16 protein-coding genes are annotated in these 23,385 nt (G+C 45.8%); 5 read left to right on the forward strand and 11 right to left on the reverse strand.

What is annotated here, in order from left to right; translation table 11 throughout:
* Positions 1-169: 169 nt before the first annotated feature.
* Complete coding sequence (locus A3CY_RS0111430; protein WP_026207581.1) at positions 170-2,008, reverse strand: hypothetical protein; 1,839 nt, start codon at positions 2,006-2,008, stop codon at positions 170-172.
* A gap of 207 nt (positions 2,009-2,215) precedes the next feature.
* Here A3CY_RS0111430 and A3CY_RS0111440 point away from each other — a divergent pair, with 207 nt between their 5' ends.
* From A3CY_RS0111440 to A3CY_RS0111455, 3 genes are all read left to right on the forward strand, one after another.
* Positions 2,216-2,677: a hypothetical protein gene (locus tag A3CY_RS0111440; RefSeq protein WP_018338061.1), complete on the forward strand. Its 462-nt coding sequence runs from the start codon at positions 2,216-2,218 to the stop codon at positions 2,675-2,677.
* 185 nt (positions 2,678-2,862) lie between these two features.
* Positions 2,863-3,297: a YdbT family protein gene (locus A3CY_RS0111450; protein ID WP_018338063.1), complete on the forward strand. Its 435-nt coding sequence runs from the start codon at positions 2,863-2,865 to the stop codon at positions 3,295-3,297.
* Between the two features lie 67 nt (positions 3,298-3,364).
* Positions 3,365-3,904 carry a hypothetical protein gene (locus A3CY_RS0111455; RefSeq protein ID WP_240388150.1) on the forward strand — a complete coding sequence of 180 codons (540 nt, stop codon included), beginning with the start codon at positions 3,365-3,367 and terminating at the stop codon, positions 3,902-3,904.
* A 170-nt stretch (positions 3,905-4,074) separates the two neighbouring features.
* On the opposite strand, the gene A3CY_RS0111460 is transcribed toward A3CY_RS0111455, so the two are convergent.
* Positions 4,075-4,572, reverse strand: a complete 498-nt coding sequence (locus tag A3CY_RS0111460; protein ID WP_018338065.1) for a hypothetical protein — start codon at positions 4,570-4,572, stop codon at positions 4,075-4,077.
* Between the two features lie 127 nt (positions 4,573-4,699).
* On the opposite strand from A3CY_RS0111460, the gene A3CY_RS20895 reads away from it, so the two are divergent.
* The gene (locus A3CY_RS20895) at positions 4,700-5,125 is read left to right on the forward strand and encodes a DUF234 domain-containing protein (RefSeq protein ID WP_051082721.1); all 426 of its coding nucleotides are present in this window, start codon (positions 4,700-4,702) and stop codon (positions 5,123-5,125) included.
* Between the two features lie 31 nt (positions 5,126-5,156).
* Here the strand turns inward: A3CY_RS20895 and A3CY_RS0111470 are convergent, their stop codons facing one another.
* The 9 genes from A3CY_RS0111470 to A3CY_RS0111515 form a co-directional block, all read right to left on the reverse strand.
* Positions 5,157-5,858 (reverse strand): hypothetical protein, encoded by a 702-nt coding sequence (locus A3CY_RS0111470; protein ID WP_018338067.1) that lies wholly within the window; start codon positions 5,856-5,858, stop codon positions 5,157-5,159.
* Between the two features lie 13 nt (positions 5,859-5,871).
* A complete protein-coding gene (locus A3CY_RS0111475; RefSeq protein ID WP_026207583.1) occupies positions 5,872-10,611 on the reverse strand; it encodes an efflux RND transporter permease subunit in 4,740 nt (1,579 codons plus the stop codon).
* Positions 10,608-13,700, reverse strand: a complete 3,093-nt coding sequence (locus A3CY_RS0111480; protein ID WP_018338069.1) for an efflux RND transporter permease subunit — start codon at positions 13,698-13,700, stop codon at positions 10,608-10,610. Before A3CY_RS0111480 ends, A3CY_RS0111475 begins: the two co-directional genes overlap by 4 nt.
* Before the next feature lie 6 nt (positions 13,701-13,706).
* Positions 13,707-14,771: an efflux RND transporter periplasmic adaptor subunit gene (locus A3CY_RS0111485; protein WP_018338070.1), complete on the reverse strand. Its 1,065-nt coding sequence runs from the start codon at positions 14,769-14,771 to the stop codon at positions 13,707-13,709.
* Positions 14,772-14,793: 22 nt separating this feature from the next.
* Positions 14,794-16,266 (reverse strand): TolC family protein, encoded by a 1,473-nt coding sequence (locus tag A3CY_RS0111490; protein WP_040371569.1) that lies wholly within the window; start codon positions 16,264-16,266, stop codon positions 14,794-14,796.
* 15 nt (positions 16,267-16,281) lie between these two features.
* Entirely contained in the window at positions 16,282-19,671 is a 3,390-nt protein-coding gene (locus A3CY_RS0111495) for a golvesin C-terminal-like domain-containing protein (protein ID WP_155828279.1), read from the reverse strand.
* Between the two features lie 20 nt (positions 19,672-19,691).
* Entirely contained in the window at positions 19,692-20,621 is a 930-nt protein-coding gene (locus A3CY_RS0111505) for an ABC transporter ATP-binding protein (RefSeq protein WP_018338074.1), read from the reverse strand.
* 320 nt (positions 20,622-20,941) lie between these two features.
* Entirely contained in the window at positions 20,942-21,658 is a 717-nt protein-coding gene (gene recO, locus A3CY_RS0111510; RefSeq protein WP_018338075.1) for a DNA repair protein RecO, read from the reverse strand.
* A 10-nt stretch (positions 21,659-21,668) separates the two neighbouring features.
* Positions 21,669-22,244 carry a non-canonical purine NTP diphosphatase gene (locus A3CY_RS0111515; RefSeq protein ID WP_018338076.1) on the reverse strand — a complete coding sequence of 192 codons (576 nt, stop codon included), beginning with the start codon at positions 22,242-22,244 and terminating at the stop codon, positions 21,669-21,671.
* A 179-nt stretch (positions 22,245-22,423) separates the two neighbouring features.
* On the opposite strand from A3CY_RS0111515, the gene rsgA reads away from it, so the two are divergent.
* Positions 22,424-23,344: a ribosome small subunit-dependent GTPase A gene (gene rsgA, locus A3CY_RS0111520; protein ID WP_018338077.1), complete on the forward strand. Its 921-nt coding sequence runs from the start codon at positions 22,424-22,426 to the stop codon at positions 23,342-23,344.
* The last annotated feature ends 41 nt before the right edge of the window (positions 23,345-23,385 follow it).

Consider the following 23,385-nt stretch of genomic DNA (forward strand, 5'->3'; position numbering starts at 1 on the left):
ACGAATTGAGTCAATTATTAGAAAGATTAATTTTAGGCTTTACATTTGTTTCGTTACCATTTATCTGGGATAATGATAAGATACGGAAAATTATTGTATCGATAATGATGTTGTCGTATTTATTCGTAATTTGCATGTTTGATTGAGATACGGATGATATTTGCCTTGTTTACCAGAATCGAATTTCCCCGTTTTCGTACGTGAAAATTCGTTCTTCAATGCCAGTGGTATGATTATGGAGCCAGAGTAGCGCTCCTTGCGGAACGTTGTTGTAGTGGAGGGAATAACCGGTAGCGGTTTGTCGTCCCAGGGATTGCCAACCGTCTAGGTCATGGTAAAATAACTCGTAAACATCTCCCGGGTAGATTCCGTTACCATCGTTTCGTGGCAAACAGATGATCCTTGATACATGGGTTGAGGTGTTGAAATCGATAGTGATATTTTTGTTGTGATTGAGATATATGTTTGTTAGAGGGTTCTTGTCAAAACCTAATGAATCAGCGGGAGAGGTGTTGCTTTTTAACGTGTTCCCATGATTGTCGAGAAAAGATAACTCGGCTATAGTTACTTGTACAGGTGATGAGATACGCCAGTATTTGAATTTTTGGTCTGTTTCGATTTTTCCTTGAGCGTAGGTTATATGGGATGTTTCAAGTCCCGGGAGAATCGTGTCCGTGGTGATGAAGTCCGGGTGATTGGATGCTTCAATCATGATTGCTTCGAGTGCTTGATTGTAGTCGTGTAAGTGTTTACCAAATGGATATTTTCTTTTAATCACGATTTCTTGGCGGTTGTTAGTGTCCGGAATGAGGTATTTGATTTCTCCTTTCAAATTGAATATGAAAGGATAGTTGAAAGGACGCATTTTTTTGTTTCGGTAATAGACCGGTAGGTAGACCAGATTTTTTCCTATATTTTTGAATTGGAAATTGTTTTTTCGGGCGTGCCCGATGGCAACGGGTTGCCATGTAAGATTATTGAACACGCACAAGTAGGAATGGCGGGGATTTGCACGTGATTGTTTCGCTGGTTGGACGGTTGCATCCGCAGCATGTATATACTGGTCGCTGACGTCCTTGTAAAAAGGATTTAGAAAGAATTCCGGTATATATTCATTTTTGCCGGGGATCGGGATTTCGTTGCGTGAATAGGTTTTTCGATAAACTTTGGCTGTTTTACGCTCGAAGGTTCCTCGTACCTCGGTGTTTTTAGATTCCGGGGATACGGGCGTATTCCAATAGTGGTAGCCGTTTCGGTTGGCATAGCGTGGGATACAATCGATAGTAGCGGGGAGGCTTAACGCGCGATATTCGAGGTTTTCTTTTAGAGAAATGTGATAACAGTCGCCATACAAGTTTTGTTGAAACAAGTCTTGCGCGATGTTATTCGCTATGTTAATATGACGTGTTGATGAAAATAAGTAAGGAGATATTTTGGTCAGGGTATATTTTATATTATCGTAATAGGTAAATTGTTGCAGTTCGTTATTAGAAATTTGCACGGAATCTTGCCATGAATCCAATCGTTCGTTCTCGAAGCGGTAGGGTAGGACGTATTCTAGGAATATGTCGAATGGAATGTCCTTGAGCCACGGGTATTTGTATAAATGCTCGAAGGATATGTCAATATGGCGGATGAGGAAATCCGCTTTGACGTGTTCCACGTCTTCTTCTTTACGGGATACCTGGCGTATTTGATCGATTTGGCTTAACGAGATGTCGAGGGCTTTCTTCGCGAAATAGGACGCTGTGGTGTCGGTATCTATTTTTGCCCGGTATTCGTTGATGAGGTCGCCTTGCAGGGTGTAGTGCCCCGGCATGTTGGCGATGAGGAACTCGGCGGCTTGCAGTTTTAGCGAGTCTGCGGGGTTTCGGGAGTAATGGTCAAGGACTTTCTCGAGTTCACCCCTGTTGTCGCCCGCTAGTTTCAGGGCTGTTTCTAACGCCTCGTTTCGGGTTTGGCAGGAGAAGAGGGCGATCAGGATGATACAGATGTATTTTCGTTTCATGATGTAAATCATTTTGGCGCGAAGTAAACAATTTCGGGGATATCATCCGCGTGAAAAGGTTGCGAATAGGTTGCGAGTTGCATTTATTTTCGGAAGAGCAACTCGCAACCTTTTTTTTCTTTTATTCGAGGGAAAAGTTATATTTTTACAAGCAGGAGCGAAAGGGCTTGATGTTTATGCCCGTATTTATAAAGATAAACCTGAATTATGAAAGTATATCGTCGTTCTTTTTGGAAAACATGTACATTTAAATATGGTCTTTTGCCAAGTTATATATTTCTTTTGTTGTTAGGCGGGTATTTGCTTTATGACGTGGAAATGTCGTTGGTGGTATGGCTTTATTTCGTAACTATTTATATTGTCGGGGGTGTGGGGATTGTTATACGGTGTTTTTATCTCATTTTGGCGGATGATAAATTAGTTGTGAAGAACAGATTTTTCCCTTTTTGGAGGGAAGGGTTTTATTATTGTAGTATAAAAAAAGTGTATATAGAACAGGCTGGTGTTATAGGTGTTTGTTATATTCAAGTGATTGTTCGAGAAAGTAAAAGGCACAATAGGAAGTATATTCTTGATTTCGTTGATCCTAAGGATTATAGCCAATTGGTACCGATGCTTGAAGAAAAAGGAGTGAATGTTGAAACTAAAAATCTTGTTCATTTGTTATGAAAGTGTATCGTCAATCTTTTGGGAAAACTGCTTTCGGACTTTCCGCTGTTATAGGATTTGTCGGAATTGGTAGCATCTTTAAGAGAAAATGGTATTGAAGTTGATGTGGTTGGTATGGATGTGTACTCGTGAGGTAGGCGTGTACATTTATGAATGAAAGTTTAAGACCGTAATTTAATGACAATATGAAGATATTTCGTTGCTCTTTTAGGAAATCTGATGCTATATTTGAGGTGAAAGTTTTTGCAATACTTTTTACTTTATTGGGTATTCCTACTTTTTTTAGTGTTGAATTTAATGTTCCCGGTTTTTTATTTTTGGTTATATTTTTGTCGTGTATCGTACACATATTAATATCCCGATTTTTCTATATTATTTTGACAAATAATGAGTTGATAATAAAAAATGGGATTTATCCGTTTGGGAAGAAAGAAACTCGATATGTGGATATTGTAAAAGTGAGAATAAAATGGTACCAGGGATATCCATACATGAGGGTGTTTACTAAAAAGAACTCTAGATTATTCTGGCAATACACGCTTGCCCTTGTCGATACCGGGGATTACTCCACTTTAATTGATGCCATTAAAGCAGAAGGAGTGACGGTTGAAGTCGAATAGGTTGCGAGTGGATATTTATTTGTTTTTTTGAGAGGAATGGTTATATTTGGTATCATAAATGGGAGAAATGTCTTTTCCAAGAAGGATGTTGGCATGGAAAAGAAGTGAAATGAACGGTATGATTTATTTAGAATGTAGAAATGATATGTATTTGATGAATAGAAAATTGTTATTTATTACTATGATCGTTTTCCTTTGTGGCTGTGGAACGAAAGAGTCGCAAGACTTGATCTCGATGGTGCAGGAAGTGAAAACTGATGGACAACAAGTAAGAAAGTATCTTGATAAGGAAATTTATTTGGATGTAGATGTTCAAGTTCTTTCTTCGAGTATAAATACATCGAGTAGGTCTGCTGACGAAAATGATGAATTTAATAAAATGAAGGCTGTGCTATATCGGTTTTATAGTCATGTAAAAACAATAGATGGCAAAAATATTTGTTCGTTGAAAGATGCGCGTGAAATTAATGTTTCAGAGAATCTTTTTTCAATACTACAAAAAAATCTGAAAGCTGGTAACGATTGGGTTGAGAGATGTAAAGAAGAAGGGAAAGAAGTAGTTGTGATGGAGATTACAGATGAGTATTTAAATTCTTTATTGAAATAGAATTGTAATTCTCACGATCGTGTATACTATATTTGAACTAGATAGAACGATATGAAGCCAATAACAATCGAAATAACACCCAAGAGCCTAGAGGAAGGAATTGATATTGGTATATTAGCGAAGGTTGCGAGTTGATTGCACTTCCGTTGTGCAATTATTGAGGGAGGAGGTTAGAACCGGGTGAAGTTTCTGTCCACGAGATAATCAAAGCCTTTATCGGTTTCCACGGGAAGATTTTTGGATTTCATGAGGTCGAGCAGGTCGGGGAAGTCTTTGGTTGACACGAGTTCGATGACGTAACTCCAGGCGTACCTGGGATTGTTTTTCGTGTAGACTTTTATGTAAGGACCAACCTTCCCGGTACCACCCGATAAGCTGATTTTGGTGATATCGCTATATTTGTATTCCCTGTGCCAGAAGGTATAGACGCCATTTTTGATGAGGAGTTCGTCGTCCGTGAACGTGAGGTAAAAGTACTGGGTCAGACACGCCGGGAATATCATCAGGTACATGATGGGACCGATGATGATGATGGGGTGGAATACAAACGTGTCGCTGCAAGCGACATTGGCGACAATGGCTAAAAAGATGGCACTAATGTATATAAATGGTTTTAGTGTCATCCGGGAAGCATCGGCTTTCCAGAAAGGTTGACGGAATACTTGCATAACAAACGCTGTTTTGTATTTGAGCGAATATACGCATTTGTTTTGGTTTTTTATAGGAAATGTTGAAATTTTGGTTTGATTTGTTTTTATCTTACATTTATCTAAAGTTACACCTATATTCTCGAAGGTGGAAACAAAGAATGTCCGGTATCGCGTGGAGGATAATTTCTTGACATTTTGGTTCCGGTTTATTTATAAATATAGTTATATGCTTGAAATCGGGGGATATGAGCAGTTGCGGGAGGTCATTGTCCGCGATTATCCCATGTTCAGTGGAAAGATGTTAGAGCGTTATTTCCGGACTAAATTTGTTGAACAGAAAAGTTTTACCCGGATAGGAGGCTATTGGGATCGGAGAGGAGAGAATGAGATTGATCTAGTCCTTGTTAACGAATTGGATAAAACGGCTGAAATCATAGAAGTGAAACGTAATCGGGCTAAGATAGATATGGATAAGCTGAATGAAAAAAGTTTGCACTTTCGTAAAGTGGTCGGCAGGGATTTAGACAATTATAAGATTAGCTTGAGAGGGCTTTCCATGGAGGATATATAATAAAAAATGCCACATCTAGTGGCATTTTTTATTATATGAATTTCTCCCGGTGACGGGTGTTGTTCAGTCCGATGATGATAAAGAGGGCTGAGGCGATCAACATGTTTACCCGGCAATGGAAAACGGCGTTGAAGAATATCTGCGGGTTCTTGTCAACGGGAACATCGTAGGGGTTGAGGAAGATGTTCCATTGGCTGACTCCGAGGCTGTTGTCCATCATGTAAAGGATGAGCCCGATGATGATGATGACTACGGAGGTTCCGTTGCCGTTCTTGATGGTGGTGCTCAGCATGAAGGAGAGCGTGCCGATAAAGAGGGCGGGAACCATTGCCTGAAGGGTCAGGTTCATCGGGGGGACGGACACGATGGCGAGGTCGGTGAGCACTGCCAGGACGAACGTGATGACAAAGCAGAGAATGTACGAGATCAGAAGACGGAACAACCATACTTTGTAGCTATAGTTGGGGATACCGAAGATGATCTCGACAATTTTGGCATCCTGGTCGTTTTGCAGCCCGAAGCACATCGGGTAGAAGACAAGCAGGATGCTCGGCAACATCAACATCTTGTAGGCGGTGGCTTGCGTGATTTCGTCGTCACCCAACAGGTACACCACCACGGTGATGATAAAGAACACGAGGGCACTCAACATGAAGTACAGGAATTTGTTCCCGAAGATGATCTTGATGTTGTATTGTACCAGTTTCTGTATCGCTATCCAAAATTGAACCATAATAGGGATCGGTTTATTGTGTTATAATTTGTTCCTTGTTCTCTATCTTGACGGTTCTCAACAGCCACAAGTAAGAGTCTTCCAGGGCGGGGAGTATCCGTTCGGCGTTCTCGGCGGGCTTTTGCTCGCTGAGGCAGCGCACTTTGATGATGTCACCCTGGCGGATGTGGTGAACGATAAGCAGGTCGGAGGGGAGTTTGGCAAAATCCCGTACCGGCACTTCGAAAGTCCACGTGACGTCCTTGGCGATATTTGCCATGTCGGAGGGGGTACCGTGGTATTTTAGTTCACCTTTGTTGATAACGCCCACTTGGTTACACGAGCTGGCAATATCCTCGATAATGTGGGTGGAGAAGATCACGATCCGGTTGCGTGACAATTCCACGAGCAGGTTACGGAAGCGGATTCTTTCCCGCGGGTCAAGACCGGCAGTAGGTTCGTCTACCACGAGGATTCGGGGTAGGTTGAGCAACGTTTGGGCGATACCGATACGTTGTTTCATACCGCCGGAGAAGCCCCCGATTTTTTTGTCTTTGTTCTCGTACATGTGGACAGCGGAAAGCACCTCGGCAATCCGGTTCTGGCGTACCCGTTTATTGTAGATACCTTTCAGCAGAGCTTGGTACTCCAAAAATTCCCATGCCGTGAGGTTCTCGTAAGTGCCGAATTCCTGTGGCAGGTAACCGATCAAGCCTTGCAATTCTTCCCGCTTCTTCTGGGTGTCGATGCCATTGATAAAGATTTTACCGTAGCTTTGCTCGAAAACGCCACAGATGATACGCATCAGCGTGGTTTTACCCGCCCCGTTGGGACCGAGCAGCCCGAACATTCCGGTACGGATGTCCATGGAAACGGAACTCAACGCCTTGAACGGTTTCTTCTTCACGCCGATGAACGGGGCTTTGGAAGCCATCCGGAAGATGGTTTTCTTCAGCATCCGGAAACGGCCGTCGATCAGGTCGATATTGATATTCTCCTTGTTGATCTTGCTGGACAGGTAGCGTGCCGCGATACCGATATACCAGAACATCCCGAGGAAGATGGCTCCCCCGCTGTTGTCGAATTTCTTGTTCGACCAAACCAATATGGCTACAGGTCCGGCGTAGTAGACCGTTATAGCGACAATACGCAATACCTTAGCCGCGATAGCCCACCCGCAGTTTTCGCAGAAATCACGGATGATGTTTATGACGCCCAAGGTCATCATCCACGAGATAAAGGCAAAGATAACTGCCCACAGGAATAGTACTTGGTAGCTGAACGTGAAGTAATACATGAAGCCAAGGATGGGGACTGACCATATCAAGGGTTGCAGGTCTTTCCATTCCCTGTACTGTTCTTTCAAGCCTAAGCGTTCCCTGATTTTAAGCCCGGAAGTCCATTCCCGCTCGAAACGGGAGGGGCGACCGTATATCTTCACGAGGTTACTTATTTTGATTTCCAGTTCTTCGTCGGCAGGTATGATATTGCTTTGCGCCCGGCGGAAACTATCTTCCAGGAACCACGTGATTCCCGGAACCAGGATAACACTCAGGATGAGATAAAGTATCCGGTCGAGAATCGTGTATGTCCAGAAGTAGACACAAGTAAGCGCCACGATGGTTAAAACGATTTGTATCACCTTCATCATCCAGCTTTGAGTACGCAGGCGGGCGAGTGCGTCTTCCATACCCGAGTAGAGGGTAGGGATAATGACCAGTGTCAGCAGGGTACTCATGGTGAGTCCGCCGATCACGGTGATAGCGAACGGGGCTCCCAGTCCGGACACGTATTCGCCCGTGCCAAGAGCCAACGGGACCATGGCAACGATAGTCGTGATTGCCGTGATCAGGATCGGTCGCAGGCGGGATAAGCCGGCGGTGATAATAGCCCTTTGTTTCCGGTTGCCCGTGCGGCGTAACAATGAGGTATAATCGATAAGGATAATACTGTTGTTTACCACGATACCGATCAGGATAATAAACCCGACAAAGACGTTGGCATTCATCAACGGGTTGCTTGTGAATAGCAGGGCAAGCAAGGAGCCGATTGCTGCCAGCGGAATGGTGAACATCAGCACGATGGGGGCAGTCACCGATTCAAACACGGAGGCAAGAATCATGTAGATAAGAACGAATGCCGCGAGGATAAGGAAGGTGAAATCATCCATTTCGTTTTCCTCGTGGATGACCTGTACGGCTATACCGGCAGGGACATCCAGACCTTGCACTAGTTCGTCAATTTCTTCCCGTGCCGCCTCGAGCATCGGTTTCGATTCGTTGATGTCCGAGTTGAAGGCGTAATAGAGATTAACTTCTTTCTCCTGGTTGATGCGGGTGATGTTTCCCTTGTCCCGTCCGAGGCTGATGCGGCTGAAATTACGCAATTCTACCAAGCCCTGTTTGCTGTTTGTGACTTGCATATTACGCAAGTCTTCGAGTGTACGGGTTTGGGTCGTTTTGTCCTTTTCGTCATAAGTGGCATCGCGGATGATGATATCGTATTCTTCATCTCCTGCTTTGTATTTTGTTTCGGTTTTACTTTCCGGTCCGAAATTACGTAGTTCGCTGCTCACGTTGTTAGGGGTAACTTCGTTTACACCCATCAAGTATTGATTGAAGAACATCTTTGCCACGGAACTTCCAGCTTGTGCGCTGACACTGGAATAGGAAATATTGTCGAGGTCTTCAAACTGGTACTTGAGGTATTCGGCAAAGTTGGTCATTGCCTCGAAATCTTGTCCCTTGATAACCACTCGCTCGCTTTGGCTCCCGATTCCCATCATGCGGAGCAATGAGGCGTTGCCGAGCATATTTCCGCCGCCGGCACCTCTCTCGGCACTTTCGGTTGCCTCGAGGCTGATCTGGGTGATATTTACTTTATTGGCAAGTTTCAGGACTTCGTCCTTGAGCTGCGGAATGGATTTTTTGTTGATTTTTTCAAAGTCATCTTTCAACCGGATGGTAAGGCGGCTATCTTCGTCCTCGCGGACGTTGGACGTGAAATACTCGATTTCGGGAACCTCTTTCAATTCGTCTTCAAACAGGCGAATCATATCGTCTATTCTCTGTAACGTGTATCCCGTCGGGGGAGTAATATATACCTCGAACGTGTTCGTGTGAATTTCCCGGAGGGTATTTAAGGTTAACGAAGTGGATAATACCACCGTAACCAGAAGTACAATGAGCGAGGCGATGATAACTTGTGCCGGGCGGCGAAGTGACATTTTCAATATAGCCACGTAGATCTGCACGAGGCGGTTGTGTAATGACAACTTGCTGAAGTTAACGTCATCCGGTTTTCTTTTTAAAATAGCGTTTATTGCCATCGGGATCAATAACAGAGCCACGACGAGTGATATCGTCAGAGTGGAAATGATAGATACCCCGATGTGTTCCCCGATGAGTTTTATCTCGTAGTGTTCGGCAAAAAGAAAGGGAAGGAATACCATGATGGTCGTTATCGTGGCGGCAAGGACGGCTTTCCATACTTCCGTGGTGCCTCGCACGCAGGCTTCATCCGTGGGCATGCCCGAGGCTTTCAGCCGATAGATGTTCTCCATCACGACAATCGAGTTGTCTAGCAGCATTCCCACGGCAAGTGCGATACCGGTGAGGGTAAGCGTGTTGATCGTGATACCGAAAAGGTAGAAGAAGTAGAATGATGAGAACACGGAAATCGGTATGGCGAAAGCGACGATAGATACTATATGTATCTTGCGCAGGAACAGGAACAGAACGAAGATTGCCAGAAAAGCTCCCGATATGGCGAGATCAACGATCTCGTCAATATTTTGGCTCATGATTTCTGCCTGGTCTTCCTGAATGTCAATGCTGATGCCTTTGGATGCAATCTCTCCGTTCAGACGGTCGATTTCAGCCCGTACTTTTTTGGACAGTTCGATCACGTTGGTCAATGGCGATTTGTAAAGCTGGCAGGTAACGACTTCTTTCCCGTTTACACGTGAATAGGAATCTTCCTCCTTTACGCCGAAATGAATATCCGCGATGTCTTTTAACTGGATGGGACCCTCGGCTACAACAATGCTTCCCAGGTCTTCGGTGGCAAGGTATTCGGCAGTCACGTTGACAAAATAACGCTTGTTGTCGTTGTACACGGAACCGGCGAACTGTTTCTCTGCCAGGTTGGCGGATATTTTGCTCCCGATCGAGGAGGGCGTGAGGTTCAACGCTTTGCACCTTTCCAGGTCGATGATGATCTCGATACTTTTCTGGCGACCACCGGAAATACGAGCCTCCGCCACGCCGTCAATGGTTTCGAGATAAGGCAAAATATCCTTGTCCACGATGTTGCGGACGTAGTCCACGTCGTCTTCCCCGAGGATTTGCAACTGCATGAAATTGTCGGTTGCCGAACTTGTAGAGGCTTTGCTTACCGTGCAGGTGAATTCTTCGGGTATGTTCTGGGAGATACTTTTTATCTTTTGTTCCAGTTGCAGGAAAGCGTATTTCAGGTCGACGTCCTGTTTCATCGAAATCCTGATACTTACTCCTGACGAACGGATGTAAGTTTCTATTTTTTCCACCCCGTTGAGCGAACTGATAGCTCCTTCTACCGGTATGGCGGCATGATTTTCAACGTAGGTGGGATCGAGTTCAATGTTCGAGCGCGTACTGATGCTTACCCCCAACATCGGCAGTTCGGCGTTGGGGAATATTTCCATGGGGAGATGCTTCTGGGAGAAGATTCCCATAAGAACCAGCCCGAGGAATAACATCGAGATGAGAACTCTTCTTTTTATAATGGTCTTCATGACTTCTTTCTATCAATAATGTAATACACGCACGGAATAACGATCAAGGTCATAATGGTAGAGGTCAAAAGCCCCCCGATCACCGCGAGTGCCATGGGAGAACGGAGCGAGGCTCCTTCGCCGAACCCGAAACACATGGGAAGCAATGCCAGTATGGTGGTGGCACTGGTCATGATGATCGGGCGCACTCGGTGTTGGGCTCCCATCTTGATGGATTCTTCCAGCGGGTGACCTTCCGCTTTCAGGCGGTTGATTGCATCCACGAGTATAATAGAGCTATTCACGGCAATACCGGCAAGCATAATGATTCCGATAAATGCCATCATGTTGAGCGTTTGTCCCGTGAGGAGGAATGCCCACACGCAGCCTACTCCCGCTAACGGGATGGTCAGCAGGATGGTGAACGGGTGGCGCAGGGATTCAAATTGTGCAGCCATCACCATGTAAACCAACAGGATGGACAGGAATAACGCGAAACCTAGTCCTCCGAAGGATTCCTGTCTTTTCTCTTCTTCCCCGGTGATCTTTGCCGTGTATTTTGCCGGGAATTCGACTTCAGCCAGTTTTGCACGCACGGCAGGTGTGATATGGCTCAAGGTGTACTCTTTCTCTATCATAGCCGTGATCATTCCGGTACGGCTTTGATTTACCCGGTTAATTTCCCGGGGTGCGGAGGTGATCTCGATGTCGGCTATTTCACCGAGGCGGTATTTCTTCTCTCCTTGTATGATTTCAATCTGTTCGATTTCGGCAAGGGAAACCTCGGGAACTTTGATACTGATGTCTATCGTTTCTCCCTTGTTCTCGTAAGTTCCGGCATCTTTACCATTCAGTTTATCACTTATCTGGGTAGTGACATCGGAGAGGTTAATGCCGTAAATACCGCTTTTCAGACGGTCGATTTTAACATTTACCTCGGGTGCGCCTTGCTCCATGGAGGTTTTAATGTCATAGATTCCGGGGATGCCCGAGATTTTTTCTTTAATGGACGAGCATAGTTGGTTCAACTCGCTTAATTCTTCTCCCTTGACTTCGATCACGAGGGGGGCCCCTTTCGTGCCGAGTATGCTCTGGAGGGCGGATTCTCCTTTTTCGTAGGAGATTTCAATACCTTCAGGGAGTTGATAATTTTCGTTTATGTTCGTGATGAAATAATCGGCATCCAGTTTAGAGTCTTTCTTGATCTTCACGGTAACTTGTGCCTGGTTGTCATTTTCCAGTTTTCCGCCACTATTGCTTTCTAGGTTGGAAGGACCGACTTGGGTGTAAATCCATTCGATGTCTTCCCCGCCTAAGGTGCGTGCGGCTTCTTCTATGGTTGCCACGGCATTGTCCGTGCTTTTAAGCCGGGTGCCCGGTTCCATGGTGATTAGTACCGAGAAGTCTTTGGATTCGGCTTTTGGCATAAACTCCATCCCGATAAATGGAAGCATCATGTAAGATATTACCATTAAAATCAAGGCGGCTATTATAATGGCGTATTTTACTTTCAATACCCGTCCCACGAAGTTGCCGAAGCCTTTTATCGTGATGGCATGGCTTTTCACGCTGTCTTTTTTGCGCAAGAATTTTGATACCAGCATGGGAATGAATAAAATGGAAACGAAAAGCGAAGAGAGTAGCGAGAAGCTGACCGTCCATGCCTGTTCCTTGAATAATTCGCCCGCTGCTCCCTGCAAGTAGACGATTGGGAGGAAAACCACGATGGTTGTCAACGTGGAGGCTGTGATAGCCCCGGCAACCTCCGATGTCCCGCGTACTGCTGCTTCCGTCGGCGAGAGATGGTTCTCTTCCATGTTTCGGAAAATGTTTTCCATGACCACGATGGCGTTATCCACGAGCATTCCCGCTCCCAGCGCGAGTCCTCCCAGTGTCATGATGTTTATGGACAGCCCGTTGAAATACATCAGGTTGAACGTGGCAATAATGGAAATCGGGATGGAAACACTCACGATAAGAGTCATGTTCACCCGTCGCAGGAATAGATAAAGGATAATCACGGCAAGCAGGATACCCATTAATGCCGAATCTTTTACCTCGTTGATGGAACTTCCGATGAAGTCACCCTGGTTGCTGATCACGTGAAATTCGTATCCCGGCAGACTCTTTTGGAAATCATCGAGTTTCGTGATCAGGTTATAGACTGCGTCGACGGTATTGTATTTGTTTTCCTTGTAAATGCTGATGCCTAGGCAACGTTCCCCGTTGTAACGGGCGATATTTTCGGGCTCCTGGTTACGAATGCTTACCGTGGCAACGTCTTTCAGGTAGATGGGCGCTTTCGGTTTGCTTGATCCAGTGGTGGATTGCGTGGAGGAACTGCCGGAAGATGAGGTCGTGTTTTCCTTGAAAGCGACGATGATGTTTTCGATGTCTTCGATACTGTTGATGAGGTTAACCCCTTTCACCGTGTATTGAATGTCGTTGTCCGTGATGGTTCCCCCGGACACGTTCTGGTTCAACGAGGTGATTTGAGAGGCAATCCCGTCAGCCGTTAGTCCAAAGGCTTCCAGCATATAAGCATCCGTGGATATTTCTACAATCGCTTTTTCCTGTCCGCTCAGTTGTATGTCGGCGATACCGTCCACGCGCACAAGCTCGTTCCGCATATAGTTCTCGGCAATTTTGCGCAATTCGTTCATGTCCTTGATCTCGTTGTGCGAGAGGGCAATGGTCATGATCGGGCTGGCGTTGGCATCGTAACGGGTGACGTTCACCTCGTCGATATTATCTCTTTGGGATAACGAGGAGAGCGCACGTTGTAAGTCCAAGAAGGCTGCGTCCATATCCTGGTCCCAACCGTATTCGACCGTGATCTTGGAGTAACCTACCCTGCTGATGCTGTACACGCTTTGCACGCCTTGTTGCCGTGCCGCCGTGGATTCGACGTCTTGCGCGACGAGTTTTTCAACTTCTTCCGGTGGTCTTTGCCCGCTTTTTACTTCCACGTAAAGGGCGGGATTCTTCAGGTCGGGGAAAAGGTCTGTCCCTAGTTTATTATAGGATATCGTACCCAGTAAGCATACCGCCAGCGTGAGCATTAGCACGCTCACCGGGTATTTTACTGCAAATTTGGTGATACTGTTCATCTCGTTTTATTTCATGATTTTTACTTTGCCTCTGTTTCTCAAGAATTCGTGTCCTTTGACCACGATCTTGTCCCCTTCGTTCAAGCCTTCCACGACCTCGATGTAGCGGTCGTCGCTGATGCCTGTCGTGATGTATTTCTCCATGGCACGATTTTGTTCCACCGTGAACACGTTGCGTGCTCCCCGGCGGGCGTTGACGATGTCCTTGGGAATAAACAGTACGGAGTCTTTTTGCAAAGTAATAATCTCACCTTTGGCGAACATTCCGGGACGTAATTTCAGCTCCGGGTTGGTTATGGTGATGTATCCGGAGAATGTACGGGTTTCCTCGTTGATAGCCGGGGATAATTGCGATACGATTCCGGATAGGGTATCTGATTTTATATTGTAGTTTGTCACGAGTACTTTTTGTCCGACTTTCACTTTCTCGATGGCGTTTTCCGGGAGAGCGATTTCCATGTACATCTGGCTGTAGTCCATCAAGCCGACCATGGTTTCCCCGGAAGCAACATCAACTCCCGGCGTGAAGTACGGGAGGGAAACGATCACGCCCTTGAACGGGGCTCTAATATTCATTTTCTCCAGTTCCGTGTTCGCGGTTTCTATCGCGGCTTGTGCTTGGATATAACTGCTTTCGGCGTTTAACACGTCTTTTTCGGTTGCTCCTCCTTTATCGTACACGGCTTTTTGTCCTTCCCATTCTTTTTTTGCAATGTCGACTTGCATTTTTTTGGTTTGCATCGATACGCCGTTCTCGTGTTCTTTATTGTTCAACTTAATGATAACAGTTCCCGCCTCGACAACATCACCCAATTTGTAGGGACGTTGGGTCTTGGGGTTCGTCTGTAGTTCATATTTCCCGATGATCTCTGATTTTAGTTCCACGGTTTTACTGGCTTTTGCCGTTCCCGTGGTGGTGGTCAATTCCCTGATATTGCGTCGACCGACTTCCGATAGCCAGACCGGAGTTGTCGTTTCGGAAGAAGAACTCGAGCGTTGTTCGTTACAGGCGTTTAGAGAAAAAGCGAGTAAAATGAACCCGATATATTTTATTGATTTATTTGTAGCCATAGTCGTTATATTTTTGATGTTTTTATTTTAGCAAATCCACGGGTAAATAAGAGGTATTGGTTTTAAAATCCCACAAGGTTTGGATTTTCAAATCCAGTAATCTTAGTTTATAAGATATAATAGCATCCGTGAGAGCGTTTTTGGCATCGGTGAGCTGTGTTTGTTGATTTTTTAATTCCATTCCCGACAGAGAACCGCTCCGGTATTTTTCCACATTAATATCGTATGTCCTTTCCGCGTTTTTAACTGTTTGGCGGGCAATCTCGATTTGTCTTAAAAGTTTAGGCAGTTCCCGGCATAATTGGCGAATATCAAGAGTGATGGATTTTCTTTCTTCTTCGTTACTGATTTCTGTGCTTTCATTGGCTAGTTCCGTGCTTCGTATGTTTGCTTTGCGGGCACCCCAGTCGAAGATGGGAACCGTCAACGTGACCCCGATAGTTTCGTTGTCGTCAGGTTTTGAAAAAGCACCCTTAAATTTACCGCCTTGTCCCACTAGTCCTATTCTGGCCGAGATGCTACCTTTAAATTTATTATTATCCTTGGCTTCAATCAAGTTGAATATACCTTCTTCAATAGCAATTTGTTGATTCCGGATCTCTAGTCTTTGGTCTAGTGCGTATTTTACAGCTAAGTTCGGATCAATGTTAACAGTTTCGATCTGAATATCAGGCAATATGCTTATATCTATATCTAATGGTAAACCCAAGGTTTGTTTGAATTGGTCTTTCGTGTTTTCGTAGGACATTTCCGTATCTGCTAGAGAATTCTCGTTGGACGCGAGAGTAACTTCTGCTTGAAATAATTCTTCTTGAGGGATAAGTCCTTGTCCGACTTTATTTTTGACCATTTCATAAGTTTCTTTTTGACTTTGGAAGGCATCCCGGGCAGTGACAAGACGTTGATATGCCTGGTAAACGCCATAAAATGCGGCGGTTACATTTTTTTCAATATTCAATCGCGCTAAAGCATACTGGATTTTCGCTTTTTCCAAGTTGAATTCCAATGTTTTCAATCGGATTTTCGTCTTGTTGTACGTGAATATCGGTTGTTCCAGTTGGAGGCTAAGATTGTTCGTGAAAGACGTACTTTTATTCCCGAAGGATTGATTATCGTTGTCTTGCCAATTGAAAGAATTACTAAGTGATATCGTTCCATCTGTCCATTTTATAGGCTGGGAAATTCTAAAATCCCCTCCGGAACTCATCGATTTTTGCGTGTACCATTTTGTGTTATAATCATCAAAAGAGGTACTTCTCGTGTATTGAAATGGATTTAGATTCAGGCTGAATTGCGACTTTAACGATGCTTTCTGCTGGATGAGGGCGAGTTCGCTCTGTTGTAGGCTCATTTTGCTTTGGATGATAGACGGGCTCTGTTGATAAGCGATCTCCAAAGCCTTTTCCAGCGTCAAAATCTCTTGAGCGGACGTTGTTCCCGAGAGAATTAGCAGGATCCCGGAAATGATCAACGATAATGACGTACGTGTTTTCATAAACTGTTATTGTTGTTATTTGTTATTACTCGTGTAAACCCATTTTATAGCGTCGGCAATGATGAATTGGCGAGGTTCCGAGCCTTTGTCGCTTAGGGTCACTTTCGTATCTCCCTTGGAGAAATAGAAACTGCCCAGGGATACCCATCCGCTGGGGCTTCTGCCTCCTGTTTCGATGGATACTTCCTCTTCGCCGTCATCGTGTTTTACAATATAATATTGGTATTTTTTGGGTTGTTCGCCTTGCCTCCACATCATCCTGTCCATGTTCGCCGAATTGTAGACGAAAACTTCGTAGAAACCGGGGATTTGAATTTGCGTGTTCCATTCCGCCTGGTTGTTTCCACTTCCCGATTTTTTGTACATGGCGCTATTGATGTAGTCCCCGTAGTAATTTGTCCCGACAGTGGCAGTCCATTTGCTTGGGGGTGACCAGAAATTCAAGTTTTTATATTTATCCTCGTCTTCCTTTTTAAATAAGGACTGCAAGGTATTCTTTTGGTTTGATTCGATGACACGGAATCCCTTGTCCTCGTTATCCACGATGATTTCTTTCGGGTTGAAGGCGAAGGCAGCAGAACTACCCTCGAAAATCCCGGTAGTCGTGTCGGTAGTCGTGGTCGTAACCTTTGGGAAATTGTACATGATGTCGCTCGGTAGATTCTGGGCGATATTCGTGTTGATTGTCAGGTTGCTCGGGCGGTCGTCACAAAGTATTTTAATTTGTTTGTAGCTCCTTGCCCCGATCACGAAGTTCTTGGGCGGGTTGGCTTCCATCTGGGCGGCACGTCCTCTGCCTCCTCCTCTGGGACCACTTCGGAAACCACCTTGCTCGACATTGACGGAGATAATCCCGTCCACGTTCGTCGGGTTGTAGACTTGGAAATGTACCATGTATTTCGTGTACTCGTCTATGGTTACCTCGTCTGCGTCGATTCGTTTCACGATGAATAGAGGAGTCGTGTTTATCGTGTACCAGCTGGGGATGAAGTCCATCAGGTTGAAATGGAATTTACGGATAAACTCGTTGTTCAGGCGGGTGAAGTTGACCTCCTGGAATTTGTATTTTTTCGAAAAGTCGGACATGAATTTCGTGAAATCTTCCGATGAAATCCGGGAAGTAATGTAATTCCGCAGGTACAACCCTTTCAATTTCATCATTTCGTAGAAGACTTCCGTGGAAAGCGAGTTGTCCAGTACGGCTTGTTCAAAACTCTTCCCGTTCAGGTATGCCGAGGCTCTCTGGCTGTCGCCCATGCCCGAGAACATCCGCCACCATCTCCGCATGGGATTCGACTCTTCCTGTTTCAACATGGTGTTTATCACGATGTCTATGATCGGGAAGTCCTGCGAATAGATAGAATTCGCGTAATTGAAGTACATGGACGAAATATCGTATTTATTCAGTTTGGAAGTACCCGACCATCCACTGGTAAACATATTGACGAAGGAATTGCCTTCTTCCTGGTAAGTTTCTTCAGATTGGAATACGCTGCGTATAAAATCCCGGATGGTGTTCATTTCAAAGTTAACATCTTCTGTCATGCCTCCCCGCGGGTCGTTGCGGGACCATTCTTTCATTCTTTTTATGGATGCCTTGAAATCACTGCGCGGTAGAGTGGCGGCAAGCTCCGGCAAAAACACGATTTCCGGTTGCAACTGTTCGCTGTTGCCTTTCCAGTTCCGCACGTACCCGGCATAGGAAACGGGTGTTTCCGCCAGCACGAATTTGGGGAACGGGTATTTGCGTCCCTTGCGCATCTCGTACTCTGTCTTTATATCCAAAAGAAAATCTGCCAGCGTGTCTGATACGTTCGGAAATTCTTTCGAGAAATAGTCGTGCCCTTTAAAGTTATATAATTCGATTTGCACGGAATCAACCGTGATGCTTTTCTTCTCGTAATCCCCGATTGCCAAGCTGATTCCCAGTAACGGGTCTACACTGGCGAACGAGGTAGTATCGCCTGTTTGCGAGAAAGTCCCTTGGGAAAGAACAGTACGTTCCTCCGGGTTGTACACTTTCAGCGAGAAGGTGGTAAAATTCTTCCTTATATTATAAGGGGCCTCCGGGTTCACGGGAGGGAATGTCGTCGGGTACCAGAGGCACTCCGGCGTCAGCAAGGTGAATTTGTCGAGCACGTAAGCGTAGTTTTTACCGAAACGAAGAATACTATTCCCGTTTTGTGTGTCATAATATTCTTCGTCCGTGATGTCCAGGTAACAAATATTCTCGTCTATCGTGCCCTTGTAGCTGATTTGAAACTCGGCTATTTCATACGGGCGAAGTTTGTAATCTGCCACGATCACCTGGGCGTCCCGTTCGAACGAAACGTCTTCGCCTTTGCTTGTCAACTTCTCGACTTTCAGCGACGGGTTCAGGTACAACAACACCGTGTTGATCGTTTTGTGATTCCGGTTCTGCACGGTCAACTCAGCCGTGACCATAATTTCTTTGCTGTTTTGAGAATACGTGATATTCTCGTTCAGCAGGTTGACCTTGTCCGAGGTATTGTACTTTTGGTATTTCTCGGAATACAAGTGTCTTTGGTTGTCGATGTGGTGGTACGTGGAATAATAAAGGTATCCGCATCCCAATCCCACGATGGTGATTATGCACCCGACCCCGTTGAGCAAAATGTTCTTCCTGGGGTGCAGGGGAAGGCGGTTGACCATGGCTATCGTGAAAGAAAGCAATCCCATCCCCACGAACAGGAACGTGAAACGCTGCGTGAGATAAGGAGTCAGGTTCGTGTGCCCGAGAACTTCCGAGAACATATTCGGCACGGTAAGCGCGAAAAAGTCAAAAGTCCCTTGTTCCACGCCTCCCAGGTACAGGAGTGTGCCCCCGATGAATCCCAACATGATGATAAATGTCACGGCCTGGTTGCGCACAAGACTCATGAGCACGAAGGACAGACCGAGAATAAATACCAGTGACGGGATGGATAAGGTGAGCAAGTAGAAAATATAAGGGAAAAAGGCGAATGGAGAATCACTCGCGAAGACGTGTATAAAACCAGCGATGACTAACGCAATAATGTTTAGCGACACGAATACCCGGATAATCCCCCACGTCTTCCCGACGATATAGTCTGCGTTGCTCATCGGGCGCACGTAGATCACTTCCGCCGTGTCGAGTTTCTGGTCTCTTTTCAGGAAACTGCCCGCCAGGAATATGGCTATGATGGACTGGGCAATATTGAAAAGATAGATGTTGACAAACGGGATCGACGAGGGCATGGCGATCATGCTCCACCTGTACCAGCCGAAAATGTTCGATTGCAGGCTGATTTGGAAGAAGACAATGATTAAAAGGGATAAAACGGCAAAGATCCGGAATAACCAGCTCCGGCGCAATAGTTTGGTTTCGTATCTTGATATAGTGCTAATATTGTGAATATTCATCGCTGATTTTAGCTATAAGTTTACTTGAACAATTCATTTTCTTGGATAGCTTCCACCTGCATATTCATCTTGTCTTTCAGCAGGTAGTCCATGTAGTAAACGTAGGCGTGTTCAAGATTCGGTTCGATGGCTTTGTGCGAGTATTCCTCGATGTTTTCAGCCACGACCTGAATCTCTAGTCCTCCGTCTGTCGGGATGGTCGAGATAATCGGGTATTTCTCCTTGATGTCCTCGTATTCCTGGTCGGTCACGAAAATTTCCCACACTTTTCCTCTTGCCAAGTCGATCATCTCGTCGGGCGAACCCTCGAATTTCAACTCGCCCCGGTTCAGGAGAGCCAATTTCTTACAAGTACTGGAAATATCTCCCACGATATGGGTGGAAAGGATGATGATGGAATCCTTGTCACTGATATCCGAGAGGATGTTCCGGAACCGGATTCTTTCCTCCGGGTCAAGACCTGTCGTCGGCTCGTCGACAATGATTACTTTCGGGTTACCGATAATTGCTTGTGCAATCCCCAACCGTCTTTTCATACCCCCGGACAATTTGTTTGCCCAGCGGTCGCGTACTTCAAACAATCCAACTTTGCGTAGCATTTCGTCTACCACTTCGCCGCGGTGTTGTTTGCCTTTGATTCCGGCAAGACCTGCCCCGTAATCCAGGAATTCCCATGTCTTCAACTTCTCGAAGAAGCGGAAGTCCTGCGGGAGATAGCCCAGCATGGAGCGAATCGCCTTCCTGTCTTTCGCGATGTCATAGTCGTCAAAAAAGATTGTCCCGGATGTGCTGCTCTGCAAGAGCGTCATGATTCGCATCAGGGTGGTTTTTCCTGCTCCATTCGGTCCCAACAGACCAAACATTCCCGGTTCGATTTCAAGATTCAAATCTTTTAAGGCTTTTTTACCTCCCGGGTAAACTTTGTTTAGATTTACAATTTTGATACGCATAACATTGGTATTTTAGGTTGGTATAAATCTATGCATAATAAGTAGGAATGTATGTTAATAAAATGTGAAATATGAATATCCGAATAAGACCTGTTTTGCTTAAAAAGGTTTATTTTTTAACAAAATATTAACAAAACCCGCCCAGTATGCCTTCTTTTGTGTTATTTTGGATAAAAGTATTGCCCATGGGCATTCTGGGGAAGTATTAAATTTTTCATATAAGGCTATTTATTTGTTTTCGTGAATATATGCAACAATGGTTTGTTAGCAAGTTATTTAAGTAAAAAAGGCAGGAATGTCGATGAATACGGGAATTTTGTCTACGAGAATATTTCTCGGATCACCCGGATGCTTTTCGTGTTGAAATCTAAGTTCAGGTGGAAACCGAGAAAGAGCAGGGCTATGTCGAGAAGAATTTTTCGGCTTTGTTGGTTGAGGGGGATGTTTTTGAGGGAATCCAGTGGGGTGGTGCAAAGTTCGTGTATGATCTTGGCGGAATGTGGTCCCGTGCAGTAGTTCTCGGGCGTACTCGTGGGATAGAAACATCCGTCGTTGATGTTGAAAACGTGGTCTGGGCGATAAGAATCGTTGTCGATGCCAAAACCCATCAGTTTGCTAAGCCGGAAGAGGAACAGCAGGTTGAAGTTGGCAATATCTTCCCGTGAAGTATTGAGGTATTCCACGGAGTACCTGATGTATTCGAACAATGCTTCGTTCGGGTCGGAATGCCGCAGCGTGAGGTCGAGGATTTCACCCCACAGCAGGGCGATGTTCATCTTGTACACGTCGAAATAAATGGAGGACGTGTTCACGAGGGAAGATACGCTTTTCAATTTGTGAAGCGCGCCTCGCTCGTTGGGGTAATATTCGATCTCGACGATCTGCATACATTGCACGGCGTGGTTGTTCTTCCGCTTGAAAAGCGCCATGGGGGTGATAAATTGCATATACCCCCGTTCTGCCGAGTAGGCGTGCATGATTTGTTGCTGCTCGGAGTAAGGAAGGCTTTTCAATATGACCGCTTTGACCGTTTGCATGGGGTGGGGTTTACCGCTCGTTCAGGAACTGGCATAATCTCTGCACGGCTCTCCCCCGGTGGCTGATCTCGTTCTTGGCGTGCGGGGGCATCTCCGCGAAACTCTCCATGAACCCGTCGGGACGGAATATCGGGTCATAGCCGAATCCCTCGTGCCCGTGTTTTTCGGTGAGGATTTCCCCGTCGACGATGCCCTCGAAAAGGTATTCCCGGTTGTCGAGGATAAGGGCGATCACCGTCCGGAACCGGGCTTTGCGGTTCGCCGTTCCTTCCATCTCCCGGAGTACCTTGCGCATATTCGCTTCCGAGTCATGGGCGGTGCCGGCGTAGCGTGCCGAGTAGACGCCGGGAGCATTCCCGAGAGCCTCTATTTCCAGACCCGTGTCGTCGGCGAAACAATCAAGCCCGTATTTGTCGTGGATATACCTGGCTTTTTGCAAGGCGTTTCCTTCCAGTGTACCTTGTTCTTCCGGGATATCCTCTTGGCATTGAATGTCTTTCAGGGAAACGATCTCGTGCCGGGAGCCCAGCATCTCCCGAATTTCTTCCAGCTTGTGCGTGTTGTTGGTCGCGAAAACTAATTTCATCTTTGTCTAAAATTCGTGTACGGCAAAATTAGCGAAATAGATGGTCTTTGCAAATTTCTCCGCTAACGGATACACCGGACTCACGTTAAATTAGATATATTTGCAGTCTGATAACGTGTTCCGGGTATGTTCGTTACGGGATATCTGGAAGCAAGTTTTAAACTGTAAATTGAAAACGAATGAAAGGGATTGTCTTCAAGTCTACCGGAAGCTGGTATTCCGTGCGGGTAGAATCGGGTGAGATACTGGAATGTCGGATGAAAGGAAAGTTCAGGATGAAGGGAATCAAGACCACGAATCCTGTTGCGGTGGGTGATGTCGTGGAAGTAGTGGTGAATCCCGATGGAGCCGTGATTAGCCGGATAGAGGATCGGAAGAATTACATCATCCGCAAATCGACCAACCTGTCGAAAGAGGCGCATATTATAGCGGCGAATGTCGACCAGGCGATGCTAGTGGTGACGGTGAATCATCCCGTGACGTCTACCGTCTTTATCGATCGTTTTCTAGCCTCGGTGGAGGCGTACCGGATTCCTGCCGTGCTCGTGTTCAACAAGATTGATTTGTACGGCGAGGACGATCTGATGATGTTGGGAGCCTTGACGCGAGTGTACATGGAGGCGGGATACGAGTGTTTGCATGTTTCTTCGCTGACGGGAGAGGGTATGGAAGATGTGGTGGCGGCGTTGAAAGATAAAGTGACCGTCTTTTCCGGTCTGTCGGGCGTGGGGAAATCCTCGTTAATCAACCGGGTGGAACCGGGATTGCAACTGAAAGTGGCGGAGATTTCGGAATCCCACGACACGGGGAAGCACACGACGACTTTCGCGGAGATGTTCCCGTTGAGTTTCGGGGGCTATATCGTGGATACACCCGGTATCCGCGCGTTCGGGGTGATCCACATGGAGAAAGCGGAAATATCCCATTATTTCCCGGAGATATTCAAGCGGGCGGGAGATTGCCGTTTTTATAACTGTACCCATATCCACGAGCCGGGATGTGCCGTCATTCAAGCCGTGGAGGACGGGGAGATCAGCGAGAGCCGTTATTTCAGCTACGTGAGTATGTTCGAGGAAGGGGAGGAGAAATACCGAAAATAGTATCATTCGTTTGGCATGGAATACATTTTATGAACCGTATT

It is taken from the genome of Butyricimonas synergistica DSM 23225 (assembly GCF_000379665.1).
In the GTDB taxonomy this organism is placed as follows: Bacteria; Bacteroidota; Bacteroidia; order Bacteroidales; family Marinifilaceae; genus Butyricimonas; species Butyricimonas synergistica.

Bases quoted from the DNA above. Each gene is read 5' to 3' on its own strand.
- A3CY_RS0111430 (WP_026207581.1), bottom strand. From the start codon at position 2,008: ATGAAACGAAAATACATCTGTATCATCCTGATCGCCCTCTTCTCCTGC.
- A3CY_RS0111440 (WP_018338061.1), top strand. From the start codon at position 2,216: ATGAAAGTATATCGTCGTTCTTTTTGGAAAACATGTACATTTAAATAT.
- A3CY_RS0111450 (WP_018338063.1), top strand. From the start codon at position 2,863: ATGAAGATATTTCGTTGCTCTTTTAGGAAATCTGATGCTATATTTGAG.
- A3CY_RS0111455 (WP_240388150.1), top strand. From the start codon at position 3,365: ATGTCTTTTCCAAGAAGGATGTTGGCATGGAAAAGAAGTGAAATGAAC.
- A3CY_RS0111460 (WP_018338065.1), bottom strand. From the start codon at position 4,572: ATGCAAGTATTCCGTCAACCTTTCTGGAAAGCCGATGCTTCCCGGATG.
- A3CY_RS0111470 (WP_018338067.1), bottom strand. From the start codon at position 5,858: ATGGTTCAATTTTGGATAGCGATACAGAAACTGGTACAATACAACATC.
- A3CY_RS0111475 (WP_026207583.1), bottom strand. From the start codon at position 10,611: ATGAAGACCATTATAAAAAGAAGAGTTCTCATCTCGATGTTATTCCTC.
- A3CY_RS0111480 (WP_018338069.1), bottom strand. From the start codon at position 13,700: ATGAACAGTATCACCAAATTTGCAGTAAAATACCCGGTGAGCGTGCTA.
- A3CY_RS0111485 (WP_018338070.1), bottom strand. From the start codon at position 14,771: ATGGCTACAAATAAATCAATAAAATATATCGGGTTCATTTTACTCGCT.
- A3CY_RS0111490 (WP_040371569.1), bottom strand. From the start codon at position 16,266: ATGAAAACACGTACGTCATTATCGTTGATCATTTCCGGGATCCTGCTA.
- A3CY_RS0111495 (WP_155828279.1), bottom strand. From the start codon at position 19,671: ATGAATATTCACAATATTAGCACTATATCAAGATACGAAACCAAACTA.
- A3CY_RS0111505 (WP_018338074.1), bottom strand. From the start codon at position 20,621: ATGCGTATCAAAATTGTAAATCTAAACAAAGTTTACCCGGGAGGTAAA.
- recO (WP_018338075.1), bottom strand. From the start codon at position 21,658: ATGCAAACGGTCAAAGCGGTCATATTGAAAAGCCTTCCTTACTCCGAG.
- A3CY_RS0111515 (WP_018338076.1), bottom strand. From the start codon at position 22,244: ATGAAATTAGTTTTCGCGACCAACAACACGCACAAGCTGGAAGAAATT.
- rsgA (WP_018338077.1), top strand. From the start codon at position 22,424: ATGAAAGGGATTGTCTTCAAGTCTACCGGAAGCTGGTATTCCGTGCGG.